The organism is Krasilnikovia sp. M28-CT-15 (genome assembly GCF_047159595.1).
In the GTDB taxonomy this organism is placed as follows: Bacteria; Actinomycetota; Actinomycetes; order Mycobacteriales; family Micromonosporaceae; genus Actinoplanes.
In genome coordinates, this window is the sequence record NZ_BAAGAK010000001.1 from 6681974 (window position 1) to 6696772 (window position 14799).

Here is a 14799-nt window from a genome sequence, read left to right on the forward strand (position 1 = left end):
GTGATTCTGTGACCTACCGCTGAGCAGAGGTCGGTATGCGGATGCCCGCCCAGTCGTGGTGCCGGCGGGCCGTGGACAGGATGAAGTTGACGACGCGCACGGACGTGTCCGCGACGACATAGTCGGCGGGACAGGCCGTGCCCACGCCGGAGCTGATCGCGACATTGACCGCCTCGATCACGTTCTGCACATCCAGGCCGGTCATCACGATCGACCCGGTGTCCAGCGCTTCGGGCCGCTCGATGGAGTCCCGCAACGTCACCGCCGGGAACCGCAGGATCGCCGACTCCTCGCTGATCGTCCCGCTGTCCGACAGCGTGCACCGCGCCTTCATCTGCAGGTGCACGTAGTCGAGGAAACCGAACGGCTCGTGGAAGACGATCCCCTCCAACGTCGACGGGTCGTCCACCCGCTGCTCCAGCCGCTTGCGCGTCCGCGGGTGCGTCGACACCAGCACCGGCAGGCCCCACTCGTCGCGCACCGCGCGCAGGCATTCCAGCAGCTGGTTGAGCCGCCCGGGATCGTCGACGTTCTCCTCCCGGTGTGCGCTGACCAGGAAGTACCCGCCGGGATCCAGCTCCAGCCGGTGCAGCACCGTGCTGGCGTCGATCTTCGGCCGGTAGTGCTCGAGGACCTCACGCATCGGCGAGCCGGTGTGCAGGATCCGGCGCGGGTGCAGGCCCTCGGCCAGCAGGTTGCGGCGGGCGTGCTCGGTGTAGACCAGGTTGAAGTCGCTGACGTGGTCGACCATGCGCCGGTTGGTCTCCTCCGGCACGTTCAGGTCGAAGCAGCGGTTGCCCGCCTCCATGTGGTAGACCGGGATCTTCATCCGCCGGGACATCAGCGCCGCGATGCAGCTGTTGGTGTCACCGAGCACGAGCAGGGCATCCGGGCGTTCCTGCGCGATGGCCTCCTCGACTCCGGCGAGGACACCCCCGAGCACCGTGCCGAGGGTGGACGTGTCCACGCCGAGGAAGCGGTCCGGCTTGCGCAGCTCCAGCTCGTCGAAGAAGACGTCGCTGAGCATGGGATCCCAGTTCTGGCCGGTGTGCACCACCACGTGCTCGACGGTGCGGTCGAGGCGGCTGATGACGCGGGACAACCGGATGATCTCCGGCCGGGTGCCCACCACCGTCATGACCTTGGTCATTGGTCTCCTTCTCGGATGGCGGCCGCGATGAGCAGGTCCTCGAGCTGGTCAACGCCCGCGGTCCGCGACATCCGGGCCTGGTAGAGGTGCTGGGCGCGGCGGGCCATCTCCCGGCGTTCGTCGGCGGGCACCTTCGCGGCCTGCCGGAACCGGTCGGCCAGCAGCCGCCAGTCGTCGGGCGGGCTGGCCATGCCGACGCCGTTCTCCTCGACGAGGGCGGCGCAGTCGCCGGGGACGGACACCAGCACGGGCGAGCCGCAGGCCAGCGCGGCCTGGAGCTTGGAGGGGATGGTGCCGCGGAAGATGGGCAGGTCGCGCAGGGTCACGAGCTGGTAGTCGGCGGCGCCGGTGAGGGCGGCCATGTCGGTGGGCGGGCGGCGTCCGAGAAAACGTATGTTGGTCGCGCCCAGCTCCTCGGCCAGCCGGCGGGCGGGTTCCTCCGCGATGCCGGAGCCGACCAGGACGAGGTCGACATCGTCGGCGGTCGCCGCGGCGGCGCGTACGGATGCCTCGATGTTCTGGAAGGGGCCCATCGTGCCGGCGTACATGATGGTGCATTTGCCGCGGTGGCCGATCTCGCGGCGGGCCGCCGCGGAGTCGGGCACGGGGTGGAACAGCGATTCGTCGGCCCAGTTGAGGATCGTGCGGACCCGGTCGGGTCTGGCGCCCCGCTCGATCATCAGGTCGCGCATGGAGGGTGCGATGACCGCGATGCCCGCGGACATCCGGTAGACGCGGCGCATCACCGCGTGCAGCGAGCGTTCCATCAGCCGCCCGGCGAAGCCCTGGGGGGCCATGCTGGACGACGTCACGGACTCCGGCCAGACGTCCTGGACGTGGATGACCGCGGGGACCAGGCACAGCAGGCGCAGCAGCGCGGGGGCGGCGAAGACCGTGGCCGGGGTGAGATAGACGTAGACCACGTCCATGCCACCGAGGAAGCGGGGGGCGGCCAGCGCGCTGGTGGCGGCGAACGACAGGTAGTTGGCGGCCCGGCGCAGCCCGGACCCGTCGTGGCTGGGATACAGCGGGACGCGCCGGGTGGTGATGCCCGCGGTCCGGGTGACGTGCCCCCACCGTTGGCGGAAGCCGGGATACAGCCTGCCGTCGGGATAGTTGGGATACCCGGTGAGGACCCGGACCTCGTGCCCGCGGGCGGCGAGGTCCTCGGCGAGATTGCTGGGGATGGGCGCGGGCTCCGGATGGAACCACTGCGAGACGATCCCGATCCGCATCAGACCGCCTCGGGGTATGTGTCCGGGTGCGCGGGGTCGAAGAGGTCGTTGGCCCAGAACAGCGTGGTGAGTTCCCCGGCGCCGACGTTGGTGATGTTGTGCGCCCACATCGCGGGCATGTCGACCAGGGCGGGCTCGCCCCCGGTGACCCGGAACGTGACCACGTCGTCGTGCAGCACCCGCCGCATCCGGATCTCGGCCTCGCCGCTGACCACCACGAAGCGTTCCACCTTGGCCAGGTGGAAATGCTGCCCGCGGGTGACCCCGGGGACCGTGGAGGAACAGAACGTCTGCCCGCCCCCGCCGTGCACCTTGACCGCCTCGACCAGTGCGCCGCGCTGGTCGGCGTGGCGGGGCAGCGGCACGGCGGCGGGGACCAGATGCGATCGGTACGTGTTGAACAGCCGCACGTCGAAGCGGTCCGGCAGCGCCGGGATCTCGCCGCGGCGGTAGGTGTCGGCGAAGTCGGCGAGTTGCTCCGCGAGCTGCCGCACCGACCGCCGGGTGGTGCCGGGTGCGTCCTCGCCCAGCAGCAGGGCGGCGGCGTCGGTGGCGTGCAGCAGGTCCAGCTCGCGATCGGCGTCCACCCGGGGGCGGCCGCCGTCCGCGAGGACCCGGCAGAACGTGGCGATCACGGAGTTGTAGTTCGGGCGCCCGTGCTCGCCGAACAGGTTCGGCAGCAGCACGTCGTCGAACTGCGAGCCGAACCACCGGGTCGTCTCGGCCAGCAGCACCGCGGCGGCGGCCTTGCCGTCGCCGTACGGGGTGCCGTTGCCGGCCTGCACCGAGTTGGCGAAGGCGACCCGCTTCGGCGGCGTGGTGCAGGCGCGCAGCCCGGCGCAGAGTTGCCGGGCGAGCGTCACGTTGCCGTCGGCGACGTCCGCGGGTTCGCCCCGGTTGATCCCGGCCACGTGCACGACCCGGTCGACGCCGTTCATCAGCCCGGCCAGCCGTTCCGGGCTGGCCATGTCGTCGCGGCCGATGAGGACGGGCGCGGGCCGCCCCAGGGCCCGGGCCAGCACGCGGACGTGCCAGCCCAGGAAACCGCCGGCCCCGGTGAGGGCGAGCGTGCCGGGCATCAGGCGCCCACCAGGTCCGGCGAACGCCCGGCGGCGGCCAGCTGGACGCGCACCTCGGGCAGGCTCAGCAGCACCTTCTCGACCTCGGGTACGGACAGCCGCGGCGCGTTGGCCGAGTTGAAGTCGAAGATGGTCTCGCGTTCGGTCTCGCCCTGCTCGACGTAGAGGGCGTAGTTGAGGTCGCGGCTGTCGATCGGGACCCGGAAGAAGTCGCCGAAGTCCTGTGCGTGTTCGAGTTCCTCGCGGCTGGCCAGGGTCTCGGCCATCTTCTCGCCGTGCCGGATGCCGAGGATGTTCATCTTGGCGGGCACCCCGAACAGGTTGCACAGGGCGGCCCCGAGGTCGGCGACCGTGCAGGCGGATGCCTTGCGGATGAACACGTCGCCCGGCTGGGCGTGGGTGAAGGCGTGCTCGACCAGCTCGACGGATTCCTCGAGCGACATGAGGAAGCGGGTCATCGCGGGCTCGGTCACCGTGATCGGCTGTCCGGCGCGGATCTGCTCGATGAACAGCGGAATCACCGATCCGCGGGAGTACATCACGTTGCCGTAGCGCACGCAGGAGACGTTGGTCGCGGCGTCGGGGTTGTTGCGGGCGTGCGCCTGCGCGACCTTCTCCATCAGCGCCTTGCTCATGCCCATGGCGTTGATCGGCTGCACGGCCTTGTCCGTGCTGAGCAGCACGGCGGAGCGGACCCCGGCCCGCTCGCACGCCTCGATGACGTTGGCGCTGCCGAGCACGTTCGTGCGGATCGCCTCGAGCGGGAAGAACTCGCACGACGGCACCTGCTTGAGCGCCGCGGCGTGGAAGACGAAGTCCACCCCGATGGCCGCCTTGGTCACCGAGTCGAGGTCGCGGACGTCGCCGACGTAGAACCGGACCCGCTCGTCGCGCAGCCGGCGCCGCATGTCGTCCTGCTTGGCCTCGTCACGGCTGAGGACCCGCACCTCCGCCGCCCCGGCGCTGAGCAGTCGGGCGACCATGGTCTGGCCGAACGATCCGGTGCCGCCGGTGATGAGGAAACGTTGGTCCTGGAGGGTGGGCAACAAGAAGGTTCCTCCCGTTCACCCGCTGTTCAGCAGGCATCGCTGGGAAACGATCGATTCACCGACGACCAACGACGCCCCGCCCGCGGGGTATCGGACCGTCCTCGAAGGAGTTGGAACGCCACGCCCCGGACGGGAGATTCATCACGTCGGGGTAGTCCGAACATCCCTGGGGTGGCTACGCCCGTTGGGCAATAAAGGTCGGTGTTTCGGTTAGCCGGTTAAGTACCGCATTGCGCGGATCATCCAAATGTCATAGTCAACACATGACGCGTCATGGCGCGCGCCGTCGTCCGTAGGGATTCATTTGCCGTGGAGCACGAAGGTCAGCAAGGCCACGAGCCGCAAACGCCGCCGGCCGGCACCGCCCGATACGCCTTCACCCCACCGGAGGCACCGCCCCGGATCGAGTTCAAACGGGTACGGCGAGCACCCGGCAAACCACCCGAGAGGTCAGGACGAGGCGGCAGGTTCAAGCTCCGGCGCTGGCACCTGCTGACCGCCACCGGCCTGATCCTGGCACTGATCATGTCGCTGGGCTGGGTGGGTGTGGACGGCTGGCGCGCCAAGGGCCACCTGCAGATCGCCGCCGGTCTCTTCGTCCAGCTGCAACAGCAGATCCAGCGCGGCGACGTGGCGGCCGCCCGGGGCACCCTGGCCGCGCTGCAGAGCGAGACGAAGGCCGCCCGCGAATCCACCGGCGGCTTCGGCTGGACCCTCACCGGTCACCTCCCCGGCATCGGCGACGACCTGCAAGCGGTGCGCACCGTCGCGTACGTGCTGGACGACCTGGCGGGCAACGGCCTGCCCGCGCTGCTGGACGTGGCCGCCGGGCTCGACCCGCAGCGCCTCGCCCCGCGCAACGGCCGCATCGACCTCACCGCCCTCAACGCCGCCGCCCCGCGCATCGCCCGCGGTCTCGCGGTCATCCGGCGCGCCCAGACCGGGGTCGCCGGAATCGACACCGGCAGCCTGGTCGACAAGCTCGCCGCGGCGGTCACCGAGCTGCGCACCGGCCTGGCCGACGCGGAACGCATCGTCGCCACCGCCGACCGCGCCGCCCGGCTGCTCTCGCCCATGCTGGGCGCCAACGGCCCCCGTACGTATCTCGTGCTGTTCCAGAACAACGCCGAGGTCCGGGCGACCGGCGGCATGCCGGGTGCCTACCTGGTCATCCACGCCGACTCGGGCGCCGTCACGATCACCGACCAGGGCACCGCCGCGAAACTGCGCACGTTCCCGACCCCGGTCCGCCCGCTCGGCGTCGACGAGGAAGCGCTGTACACCGAGCGGCCCGCGGTCTTCCCCGCCGACGTCAACCTCAGCCCGGACTTCCCCACCGCGGCGGAACTCGCCCGCGCCATGTACGCGAAACGCTCCGGCATCGCGGTCGACGGAGTGGTGGCCACCGACCCGGTCGCCCTGGCGTATCTGCTGCGCATCACCGGCCCGGTGCGGATGCCCACCGGTGAGTCGCTCAACGCCGACAACGCGGTCCGGCTGCTGCTGTCCGAGGTGTACGCGAAGTACCCCGACCCGGACGCCCAGGACGCCTACTTCGCCGGGGCGGCCCGCGACATCTTCAACGCGCTGATCCGCGGCCAGGGCAACCCGAAAGGCATCATCACCGAACTGGCCCGCGCGGCGGGCGAACGCCGCCTGCTGATGTGGAGCGCCAACCGTGAGGAGGAAGCCGCCCTCGCCGGAACGGTGCTCGAAGGGCGACTGCCGGACAACGACGACGTCGCGCCGACCGTGGGGGTGTTCCTCAACGACGGCAGCGGCAGCAAGCTCAGCTACTACCTCACCCAGACGGCCGCGCTCAGCGGCGGCGACTGCACCGAGGACGGCGTGCGCCAGCTGCACCTCAAGCTGACGCTGGGTTCCACGGCACCCGGTGCGGGCCTGCCCGCCTACGTCACCGGCCTCGCGCTCTCCGGCGACCCGTACACCGTGCGGACCAATGCCATGGTCTTCAGCCCCATCGGTGGCGGCATCGTCGGCGTGACCCTCAACGGCAAGGAGGTGGAATTCGGCTCGGGCGTCGAGCGGAACCGCGGGGTCGCCGTGTTCACGGTGGACCTGAGGCCCGGATCCAGTCAGACGTACGACGTGACCCTTCAGACAGCCGATCAGCCACGCGCGACGGAGGGCACCATGCCCCGGCTGTGGACGACCCCCGGAGTGCGGCCGTGGCAGACGTCCGTCACCGCGGGCCCCACATGCGCCCGGACGTGAAACCGCAACGTCGACGTGAAGCGATCGTTCAGCGTTTGACCCCCTTCATAGGGAAACCGAAAGGAGGAAACATGAGACGTTTCCGAGCGTCAGCACGGCTGGCGGCGCTCGTCGCGTCGCTGGCGATGGCCCTGGGCATCACGCTGTTCGCCGGCGAGGCGGCATGGGCGGCACCGAGCACACCGCCGCCCGGAGGGTACTACCCGCCGCCCCCGCCGGTGCTCACGGTGAACAAGGGCGTGGTGAAGATCCGCGTTAACGTGCGGGTCACCGGCAAGAAGTTCGTCAAGAGGGAAAAGGTGGTCATCACCATCCGATTCCTTCCCAAGGGCTCGCGCCACTGGAAGGTCGTGAAGACGACGATCTTCCGGGCCAACAACGCCGGCAGGATCGCGTTCAACATCCGGACCTCCAAGGCCGGCAAGATCGTGATCCAGGCCGTGGGCAAGACGTCCAGGAAGAAGGCGTCGGCGTCCATCTCGGTCATCGACAAGCGCAAAGGCTCGGGCAGCATCGTCATCACACCCGCTGCCTTCTCCTCCGGCGTCACGAACGGCGGCACTCCCGCCCTGACGCCGACGCACGAGTCGTCCGACACCGTGGGCCTGGCCATCGCCGGACTCGGCGCCATGGCGCTGGCCGGCAGCGCGGTCATCACCCGCAGGACGATCCGGCGCCGCAGGGCTTCCTCGGCCGCCTGATCCGTTCGGAGACCGCCCTACCACCGAGCCGGTGGTAGGGCGGTTCTTCGTGTGCCGGCCGGGGCTCGTACCCCTTTGGGATTAATCCGGAACGGCAGCCATCACCGATCGCATCGGGAGCCACCCGAACACGTACGCCCGATCTCCATACCGCCGCGAGCTGCGTTTTCCTAGCAAGGCGCCGTGTCCGTCGCCTCGGCGGGCCGGCGCTTGCGACCAGCTCGGCAACGACGCGCAGGAGAGGGGTGACCACGATGGTGTGTCCGACGGGACCGGCCCGGAACACCACGCCGGCCACCGGATACGCAGACGGCCCACGGCCGTCGCGTCCCTCGTGCGGGTTAACCCGGACAGGCCTCGCAAAGGGCATCATGCGCAGGCAACGGCGCACCTACGCCCGATCGCAGGTCTGCCCCCAGTCGGGGAATGTGGTGTGGCACCGAATCCGCCTCCACCGGATGGCGCCTCATCAGTTTCCCGCGCCCCGGGTCGTGGTCCCGACGACCCCGGGGCGCACCTAAGTTTCGCAGGAGGACCGCGCGCATGCGCCAGCTCAGCAGACGGACCACCGCCATCACCGTCACCACGCTCGTCGGTCTGTGTGCCGCCGGTGCGGCCTGGGCGGCGTGGAGCCTGACCGGTTCCGGCAACGCCGAAGCGAAGGCCGGCTCGGTGGTGGAGCTGAAGGTGACCAGCGCGGGCCTGCCCACCACCGGCCTCACCCCGGGCAACGCGACGGCCGTCCTGCTCACGGTGCAGAACAGGAACCAGTTCCCGGTACGGATCACGCGCATCCGGCTCAGCGACATCGACTCGCCGGTCCCGGGCTGCGACGCGGCGGACAACGTGGACATCGTCAACTCGGCGCCGCTGCCCCCCGACCCGGCGAGCGTCACCGTGCCCGCGGGCTCCGACGGCGCGCCCGCCACCGCGAAGATCACCTGGGACGGCCCGCTGCGCATGGTCGCCGATCCGGCGGACGCCTGCCAGGGCGCGCCGTTCACGTTCACGGTCAACCTCGACGCGGTCAGCGCGGCTTCCTGATGAGGGTGGCAGGCCGCAGCGGTCCCCCGGGCGGCACCGCCGCGCCCGGCATGCCGGGGGCCGGTCAACCGGAGGCGAAAAGGATGGCGAGAGGCAAGCTCGATCTCCGCGGCAAGGTGATCCTCGGCGTCGCCGCGGCGGCCGCGGTCCTGGTGAACGCGGGCGCCGCCTGGGCGTACTGGAATCTGAGTGGCAGCGGCGACGCGGTGGCCGTCGCGGGCAGCGTGATCGAGCTGAAGCTCGAAGGCAGGTCCGACGATGCCCGGCCGCTCTTCCCGGGCGGCACGTCGAACCTCACCGTCACCGTGACCAACCAGAACAACTTCCCGGTACGGATCACCACACTGTCCCCCGCCGCCGCCGAGGTGACCGCCGACCGTGAGCACCGCAACGGTGGCTGCCACACCACGGGCGTCGTCGTCGCGCAGGACGTGTTGCGGGTGTCCTGGGAGGTCCCGAAGAACACCATCGGCGTGTTCACCGTCCCCGACGGCGTCAAGATGACCAACGCCTCCGACAGCGCGTGCCAGGGCGCCACGTTCACCATCCCGGTGCGGGCGACCGGCGTCAGCAACGCCTCCTGAACAACGGAGTTCCTCGTGCACCGGTGGCAGCGCATCACGGCCGCGGCGGCGGCCGTCGTGGGCGCGGCGGCCCTGGGAGTCGCGCTGCGCGACGACGACCCGGGCGCGCAGCCGATGACCCTCACGGCCGAGCAGACCACCGGCGAGGAGCACTTCTCCTTCACCGTACGAGCGGCGCCGGTCGACGGCCTGGTCCCCGGCACGGAACGGCGGCTCGTGCTGACCCTGGACAACCCGTACGACGTCGACCTGCTCGTCACGGACCTGCGCGCCGACCTGGTGGCCACGTCCCACGCCGGCTGCGCGCCCGTGCCCGCCAACCTGGAGGTGGGCCGCTACACCGGCCCGCTGCCCGTGCGGGTGGATGCCGGGGACAGCCGGACCGCGGGCACCGTGCCGCTGCACATGCCCAACACCGTGGTCGACGCCTGCCAGCGGGCCACGTTCACGATCGCACTGGACGCGTCCGCCACCCGGGCCACCCCGTGAGCCACCGGCGCGGCCGCGACGGCCGCGGGTCCGGTCGTGCGCGGCGCCGCCTGGTGCGCCAGCCGCTGATCGTCGTCGGCGCCGCGCTGGGCGTGGCCGCAACCGGCGGGGTCGCCGCATTCGCCGGCTGGAGTGTCACCGTGCAACCCGCCAGCTTCACCGTGTACGCGGCCCGGCTCCCGCAACCCGCCCCGCCGCGGGCCCGGGTGCACGCCCTGCCCTGGGTCACGTGGCAGCCGGTCGCGCGCGGCGCGCCGGCCGACCGGTACGTGGTCACCCGGCACCTCGGCCCGGCGACCCAGGTGGCGTGTGAGGTGCCCGCCGCCGCCCGGCCGCGGTGCGTGGACCGGCAGGCACCCGCCGGCTACCGGGCCACGTACACGGTCGCCGCCGCGTCCGGGTCGCACTGGGTCAGTGTGGACAGTGCACCGAGCGCGCCGGTGACGGTGCCCGGCGTGGCCGAACCCGTCATCGTGAACGGAATCCAGCTGTGGCCGGGCCCCGACGGCACGCCCGTGGTGGTGGACGGCGCCGCCCCCAGCGCGTATCCCAGCCTGGTCGCCCGCACCACGATGAACCCGGCCGCGCCCCCGGCCCACCGTCCGCCGTCCCCGTCCGGCGCGGTCGTCACCGCCGTGACGCCGAAGGCGTCCACGTCCGCCGCCCCGGCCGTCAGATCCACCGGCGACGCTCCTTCCGGCGGCGGACCGGACCCGAACCCCGGCGGCGGGCCGGGCCCGGATCCGGGTGTGGCCACCGCGCCGACCGCCTCCGGCCCGCCGGGCGCCACCTCCCCGTCCGCCGGAGCGCCGCCTCCTGCCAGCGACTGAGCACCGGGTGCTGCCAGCGACTGAGCACCGGGTGGGAGCCCGGTGCTCAGCGCGATCTTCAACGGTCGGGTCAGGCGGCCGAGTGGCGTCCCCGGTGGTCGGCCGGGCGGTGCGGCCCGGGCGAGGGAAGGCGCCGGCGACCGGAGCCGACGGTGCGCGTGCGGCCCGTTTCCACGAGCTTCACGACGGCTTTTCCGGACGCTTTCGACACCGGCTCGGCCGACCGTTCCCTGGCGGCTCGGTTCCGCATCGCCATGTCGAACATGGAATGCGATGCGTGGTCGTACCCCTCGCGATATGCCTGGTCCCTTTCGAGACCATTCTTGTACCACTGGTGAATGCGCCCCGAGGCGTATCCACTGGTGATGACGAACGCGAGCGCGAGCACGATGAGAATGGCATTGTTGCCGGGTGCGGTCATGCTGGTCGTTCTTTCCTGGGTCGGGACGGTGGAGCGACCGTCCAGCTCCCCCGGCGGGCCCGGCCGCGGCCGGGAGCGGCGCGGCAGGAAACCCGCAGTTCAGAGCGTGCTGATGGGTCGTAGCCGGTAGGTGGTGGCCTCTCGGTCGTAGCCGCGCGGCGGCCGGGCCGCGTCGAGCGAAACGACGTCGGCCGGCCGGGACCGGTTCTGCGCGGCGCCACCGGATGAGCCGGTGCGGGTGGCGAGGCGGAATAGGGAATGCGACGCCTCGTCGTACCCGTCGCGATATGCGGCTTCCCGCTCGCGACTGTGCCGGTACCACTCGTGGACCCGTCCCGCGGTGTACGCGGTCAAAATGACGAGGACCACAGAGAGCGCTACCTGGAGCACGATCGGTGTCATGTTCACGATCGTAGTGATTGCAGAAATGACGACCCATCGGCTTAACCAGCCGTAGTTCAAGCCCCTAGGTCGGCGGATCAATAGCTGATCATCCGAGGATCGGGCGGAACGGTCTGATTCGCTCTCAGGAGGCTCGCGCCCAGCCGTACCCGGCGACGGCGCCGCCGTCCGGTTCGACTGTGGACGGCTCGGCCGGGGCCGTCGGCAGGGCGCGGGTGGCCAGGTGGAACAGCGTGTGCGAGGCCTGGTCGTACCCCTCCCGGTAGGCCGTCTCGCGCTCGAAGCCCTGCCGGTACCACTGGTGCACGCGCCCCGCCGCGTATGCGGAGAAGATGACGAACGCGACCGCGAGCGCCACCTGAAGCGCGGAGCTGCCTGCTGGGGTCATGATCTCCACCCTAGAAGTTGCCGGAGGGCGGATGCATCGGCCACGCCGACACTCGCACCCTCCACCAGTTGATCCTTTTTACCCATTTGTCCACTTTGGCTGACCGACCGCACGCGACGTTCACAGCGCGGTGCGGCGGCGGCGCCGGTCCGGCACGGTGGGACGGTGCGCCACGATCCGGCGGCGCCCCAGGCCGACCGGCCGGGCAGCATGCCGGACCGACGGCAGTGCGGCCGCACGCGCCGGGGCGGCGGGCGCCACCGGCCGGGCGCGGACCGCCATGTCGAACATGGACCGTGAGGCGTGGTCGTACCCCGCGCGGTAGGCCCCGTCCCGCTGCAGCCCGGTGCGGTACCACTGGTGCACACGGCCCACGACGTATCCGCTCAGGATGATCAACCCGAACGCGAGCCCGATCTGGGCGAGGTCATTGCCGGACGCGGTCATACCGTGCCATTTCCCTCCGGTCGAAGCTGACTGGTCAACGGACACCCGTCCGGTCGTCGTGGCGCGTCGCCGAGCCCGCGCGATCGTTGGTGGCGTGGGACGACCTGACCCGCAGGGTCCGGATCGCCAACGCGAACAGGGTCGACGACGCCTGGTCGTAACCCCGGCGATAGGCCACCTCACGCTGCAGGCCGTGCCGGTACCACTGGTGCACGCGGCCCGCGACGTACGCCGCCGCAGCCACCGCGACGACCGCCAGCACGGCCTGAAGCGCGAGATCGCCGGACGCCTGCATCAGCAAAGCGTAGTTATTCCGGCAAAAGTGTCATAGTGACCGAATTGGTGCATACTCCGCCTGGTCGTCCGGAGTGTCGGTGATGACAATCGGGTCCGGAATGTGCGATGCGCCCGCCCCGCCCCGCGCTGGACCGCACCGCCCCGCACCGCCACGCACCGCCCGCACCGCCCCGGATACGCGAAAACGGGTCTCTCGTGGAGAGACCCGTCGCGCTGGCGGCGCACCGTCAGCGGCCGAAGCCGCCGGTAACAGAGCGTGGGCGAGCGGTGCGCCGGAATGAATGATAGCCCGATGACCGCGCCGCCGGGACAGCTCGACCGAGCTCAGCCCAGCTTGGTGGGCTCCGTGACGGCCACCCGGACGACCACGCTGGCCTGAACGGTCTGCGGCTGCGGATCCAGCTCCAGCTCCATCGCCTCCGCGCCGCCCGCCATCCCGAACGCCATCGCGCGCATCCGGGGCGCGGCGCCACCGGTGCCCTCGTCGGCGATCTCGACCAGGCGGTCCACCTGCGCGCCGACCGCGTCCGCGTACTCCGCGGCCCGGGACAGGGCGTCGGCGATGGCCGCGCGGCGCACCTCGGCGCCCGCGGTGCTGCCGGGGCGCAGCTGCCACCAGGGACCAGCCACGGTGGTCTGGTCCCGGTTGGCCAGCCGCAGCAGCATCTCTCCCAGCACGGCGAAGTCCGTGACCGTCACCGTCGTGGTCACGCTGCCCGCGTACGCGGACACCCGCTCGCCCCGTTTCAGCTCCGGACGGACGAAGACGCCGCCGGTCTCCCGGCGTTCGATCGCATCCGGATACCCGTCCAGGGTCTGGCGCAGCCCGGCGGACCGCTCGGTGAGCCGGGCCAGCGTGGTCTCGCGGTCCTTGTCCCGGGCGGACACCGTCACGGTGAAGACCGCCTGCTCGGGCGGCACCTCCCGGACCGCCTCGCCGCGGACCACCACCATGGGTTGCTCGGCCATGGCACCGACGCTACCGGCGTCCGGCGACACGCGCGCTCGCCCGGGCCTCGCGTCGCTACCCGGCCAGGCGGCGCACCGCCGCGTCGATCCGTTCGTCGGTGGCCGTCAGGGCGACCCGGACGTGCTGACCGGCCGCCGGGCCGTAGAACTCGCCGGGGGCGGCGAGGATGCCCTGGGCGGCCAGCCAGTCGACCGTCTTCCAGCAGTCCTCGCCGCGGGAGGCCCACAGGTACAGCCCCGCCTCGGAGTGGGTGATCTCGAATCCGGCGCCGGTCAGCGCGGCGCGCAGCCGTTCCCGGCGGGCGCCGTAGCGGGCGCGCTGATCGGCCACGTGCGACTCGTCGGAGAGGGCGGCCACCATGGCGGCCTGCACCGGCCCGGGCACGATCATGCCGGCGTGTTTGCGCACCGCCAGCAGCTCGTTCACCAACGCCGGGTCCCCGGCGACGAACCCGGCCCGGTATCCCGCCAGGTTGGAGCGCTTGGACAGCGAGTGCACCGCCAGCACACCGGTGTAGTCGCCGCCGCAGACCTCGTCGGACAGCACCGAGACCGGGGTGGTGTCCCAGCCCAGCGACAGGTAGCACTCGTCGCTGGCCACGACCGCGCCGCGCTCACGGGCCCAGGCGACCACCTTGCGCAGGTGAGCGGCGGGCAGCACCCGGCCGGTCGGGTTGGACGGCGAGTTGATCCACACCAGTCGCACCCGGGGATCCGGGCCCACCGCGGTCAGCGAGTCGGAACGCACCACGGTCGCCCCCGCCAGCCGCACCCCCACCTCGTACGTGGGATAGCAGACCGACGGGATCACCACGGTGTCGCCGGGGCGGACGCCGAGCAGGGTGGGCAGCCACGCCACCAGCTCCTTCGAGCCGATGGTCGGCAGCACCCCGACCTCGCCGGACGCGCCGCAGGCCGTCGATGTCCACGCGGCGATGGCAGCCCGGACCTCCCGGGTACCCGCGGTCAGCGGGTAGCCGGGCAGGTCGGCGTTGGCCGCCAGCGCAGCGGTGACCACCGGCGGCACCGGGTCGACCGGAGTGCCGACCGACAGGTCGACGATGCCGCCCGGGTGGGCCGCCGCGACCGCCTTGGCGGGCTCCAGCAGATCCCAGGGGAAGTCAGGCAGCGCCGACGAGAGCGTGGTCACTCCCCGCGTGGGGGCTGGGCGGCCACGAACGTGGCGTCCTTGTCGACCTTGCCGATCTTCGAGGCGCCGCCGGGCGAGCCCAGCTCCTCGAAGAACTCGTAGTTGGCGTTCGTGTAGTCCTTCCACTGCTCGGGGACGTCGTCCTCGTAGAAGATCGCCTCCACCGGGCAGACCGGTTCACAGGCCCCGCAGTCCACACACTCATCGGGGTGGATGTAGAGCATCCGGTTGCCCTCGTAGATGCAGTCGACGGGGCACTCTTCGATGCATGCCTTGTCGAGCACATCGACGCAGGGCTCGGCGATGATGTAGGTCACGGGTCTTTCCCT

Annotated in this window: 18 protein-coding genes; 6 read left to right on the forward strand and 12 right to left on the reverse strand. The window is 71.3% G+C overall.

The annotated features are described in order from the left end of the window. Positions 1-13: 13 nt before the first annotated feature. The 4 genes from wecB to ACMCNO_RS30605 are packed head-to-tail and all read right to left on the reverse strand — an operon-like array spanning position 14 to position 4513. Positions 14-1150 (reverse strand): non-hydrolyzing UDP-N-acetylglucosamine 2-epimerase, encoded by a 1137-nt coding sequence (wecB, locus tag ACMCNO_RS30590; protein ID WP_412752892.1) that lies wholly within the window; start codon positions 1148-1150, stop codon positions 14-16. Beyond that, positions 1147-2385 (reverse strand): glycosyltransferase family 4 protein, encoded by a 1239-nt coding sequence (locus tag ACMCNO_RS30595; protein ID WP_412752893.1) that lies wholly within the window; start codon positions 2383-2385, stop codon positions 1147-1149. The genes wecB and ACMCNO_RS30595 overlap by 4 nt, the downstream gene beginning before the upstream one ends. Next, entirely contained in the window at positions 2385-3464 is a 1080-nt protein-coding gene (locus ACMCNO_RS30600; RefSeq protein WP_412752894.1) for an NAD-dependent epimerase/dehydratase family protein, read from the reverse strand. Before ACMCNO_RS30600 ends, ACMCNO_RS30595 begins: the two co-directional genes overlap by 1 nt. Then, entirely contained in the window at positions 3464-4513 is a 1050-nt protein-coding gene (locus ACMCNO_RS30605; RefSeq protein WP_412752895.1) for a polysaccharide biosynthesis protein, read from the reverse strand. Before ACMCNO_RS30605 ends, ACMCNO_RS30600 begins: the two co-directional genes overlap by 1 nt. A 309-nt stretch (positions 4514-4822) precedes the next feature. Between ACMCNO_RS30605 and ACMCNO_RS30610 the strand changes: the two genes are divergently transcribed. The 6 genes from ACMCNO_RS30610 (at position 4823) to ACMCNO_RS30635 (ending at position 10396) form a co-directional block, all read left to right on the forward strand. After that, positions 4823-6748, forward strand: coding sequence for a DUF4012 domain-containing protein (locus ACMCNO_RS30610; RefSeq protein ID WP_412752896.1), 1926 nt, complete (start codon positions 4823-4825; stop codon positions 6746-6748). 71 nt (positions 6749-6819) lie between these two features. Then, positions 6820-7449 carry a hypothetical protein gene (locus ACMCNO_RS30615; RefSeq protein ID WP_412752897.1) on the forward strand — a complete coding sequence of 210 codons (630 nt, stop codon included), beginning with the start codon at positions 6820-6822 and terminating at the stop codon, positions 7447-7449. 543 nt (positions 7450-7992) lie between these two features. Beyond that, positions 7993-8493, forward strand: coding sequence for a hypothetical protein (locus ACMCNO_RS30620; protein WP_412752898.1), 501 nt, complete (start codon positions 7993-7995; stop codon positions 8491-8493). Between the two features lie 83 nt (positions 8494-8576). After that, positions 8577-9077 carry a hypothetical protein gene (locus tag ACMCNO_RS30625; RefSeq protein ID WP_412752899.1) on the forward strand — a complete coding sequence of 167 codons (501 nt, stop codon included), beginning with the start codon at positions 8577-8579 and terminating at the stop codon, positions 9075-9077. 15 nt (positions 9078-9092) lie between these two features. Then, a complete protein-coding gene (locus ACMCNO_RS30630) occupies positions 9093-9566 on the forward strand; it encodes a hypothetical protein (RefSeq protein ID WP_412752900.1) in 474 nt (157 codons plus the stop codon). Between the two features lie 53 nt (positions 9567-9619). Next, on the forward strand, positions 9620-10396 hold the full coding sequence (locus tag ACMCNO_RS30635) for a hypothetical protein (protein WP_412752901.1): 777 nt from the start codon (positions 9620-9622) through the stop codon (positions 10394-10396). Between the two features lie 70 nt (positions 10397-10466). Here the strand turns inward: ACMCNO_RS30635 and ACMCNO_RS30640 are convergent, their stop codons facing one another. The 8 genes from ACMCNO_RS30640 to fdxA all read right to left on the reverse strand — a co-directional run bounded on the left by ACMCNO_RS30640 (position 10467) and on the right by fdxA (position 14787). After that, entirely contained in the window at positions 10467-10817 is a 351-nt protein-coding gene (locus ACMCNO_RS30640) for a hypothetical protein (protein WP_412752902.1), read from the reverse strand. A gap of 99 nt (positions 10818-10916) precedes the next feature. Next, positions 10917-11219: a hypothetical protein gene (locus ACMCNO_RS30645; RefSeq protein WP_412752903.1), complete on the reverse strand. Its 303-nt coding sequence runs from the start codon at positions 11217-11219 to the stop codon at positions 10917-10919. 124 nt (positions 11220-11343) lie between these two features. Next, positions 11344-11607, reverse strand: a complete 264-nt coding sequence (locus ACMCNO_RS30650) for a hypothetical protein (RefSeq protein ID WP_412752904.1) — start codon at positions 11605-11607, stop codon at positions 11344-11346. Positions 11608-11727: 120 nt separating this feature from the next. Further along, positions 11728-12054 carry a hypothetical protein gene (locus tag ACMCNO_RS30655; protein ID WP_412752905.1) on the reverse strand — a complete coding sequence of 109 codons (327 nt, stop codon included), beginning with the start codon at positions 12052-12054 and terminating at the stop codon, positions 11728-11730. A gap of 34 nt (positions 12055-12088) precedes the next feature. Further along, positions 12089-12349, reverse strand: coding sequence for a hypothetical protein (locus ACMCNO_RS30660; RefSeq protein ID WP_412752906.1), 261 nt, complete (start codon positions 12347-12349; stop codon positions 12089-12091). A gap of 326 nt (positions 12350-12675) precedes the next feature. After that, positions 12676-13320, reverse strand: a complete 645-nt coding sequence (locus tag ACMCNO_RS30665) for an SIMPL domain-containing protein (RefSeq protein WP_412752907.1) — start codon at positions 13318-13320, stop codon at positions 12676-12678. A 55-nt stretch (positions 13321-13375) separates the two neighbouring features. Then, the gene (gene dapC / locus ACMCNO_RS30670; RefSeq protein WP_412752908.1) at positions 13376-14470 is read right to left on the reverse strand and encodes a succinyldiaminopimelate transaminase; all 1095 of its coding nucleotides are present in this window, start codon (positions 14468-14470) and stop codon (positions 13376-13378) included. After that, on the reverse strand, positions 14467-14787 hold the full coding sequence (gene fdxA, locus ACMCNO_RS30675) for a ferredoxin (protein WP_412737409.1): 321 nt from the start codon (positions 14785-14787) through the stop codon (positions 14467-14469). The genes dapC and fdxA overlap by 4 nt, the downstream gene beginning before the upstream one ends. Positions 14788-14799 lie beyond the last annotated feature (12 nt).

What these genes read in the sequence shown, in the direction of transcription:
- ACMCNO_RS30625 (WP_412752899.1), top strand. Translation starts at nt 8,577, where the DNA reads ATGGCGAGAGGCAAGCTCGATCTCCGCGGCAAGGTGATCCTCGGCGTC.
- ACMCNO_RS30640 (WP_412752902.1), bottom strand. Translation starts at nt 10,817, where the DNA reads ATGACCGCACCCGGCAACAATGCCATTCTCATCGTGCTCGCGCTCGCG.
- ACMCNO_RS30655 (WP_412752905.1), bottom strand. Translation starts at nt 12,054, where the DNA reads ATGACCGCGTCCGGCAATGACCTCGCCCAGATCGGGCTCGCGTTCGGG.
- ACMCNO_RS30615 (WP_412752897.1), top strand. Translation starts at nt 6,820, where the DNA reads ATGAGACGTTTCCGAGCGTCAGCACGGCTGGCGGCGCTCGTCGCGTCG.
- ACMCNO_RS30650 (WP_412752904.1), bottom strand. Translation starts at nt 11,607, where the DNA reads ATGACCCCAGCAGGCAGCTCCGCGCTTCAGGTGGCGCTCGCGGTCGCG.
- wecB (WP_412752892.1), bottom strand. Translation starts at nt 1,150, where the DNA reads ATGACCAAGGTCATGACGGTGGTGGGCACCCGGCCGGAGATCATCCGG.
- ACMCNO_RS30660 (WP_412752906.1), bottom strand. Translation starts at nt 12,349, where the DNA reads ATGCAGGCGTCCGGCGATCTCGCGCTTCAGGCCGTGCTGGCGGTCGTC.
- ACMCNO_RS30595 (WP_412752893.1), bottom strand. Translation starts at nt 2,385, where the DNA reads ATGCGGATCGGGATCGTCTCGCAGTGGTTCCATCCGGAGCCCGCGCCC.
- ACMCNO_RS30645 (WP_412752903.1), bottom strand. Translation starts at nt 11,219, where the DNA reads ATGACACCGATCGTGCTCCAGGTAGCGCTCTCTGTGGTCCTCGTCATT.
- ACMCNO_RS30620 (WP_412752898.1), top strand. Translation starts at nt 7,993, where the DNA reads ATGCGCCAGCTCAGCAGACGGACCACCGCCATCACCGTCACCACGCTC.
- ACMCNO_RS30600 (WP_412752894.1), bottom strand. Translation starts at nt 3,464, where the DNA reads ATGCCCGGCACGCTCGCCCTCACCGGGGCCGGCGGTTTCCTGGGCTGG.
- ACMCNO_RS30665 (WP_412752907.1), bottom strand. Translation starts at nt 13,320, where the DNA reads ATGGCCGAGCAACCCATGGTGGTGGTCCGCGGCGAGGCGGTCCGGGAG.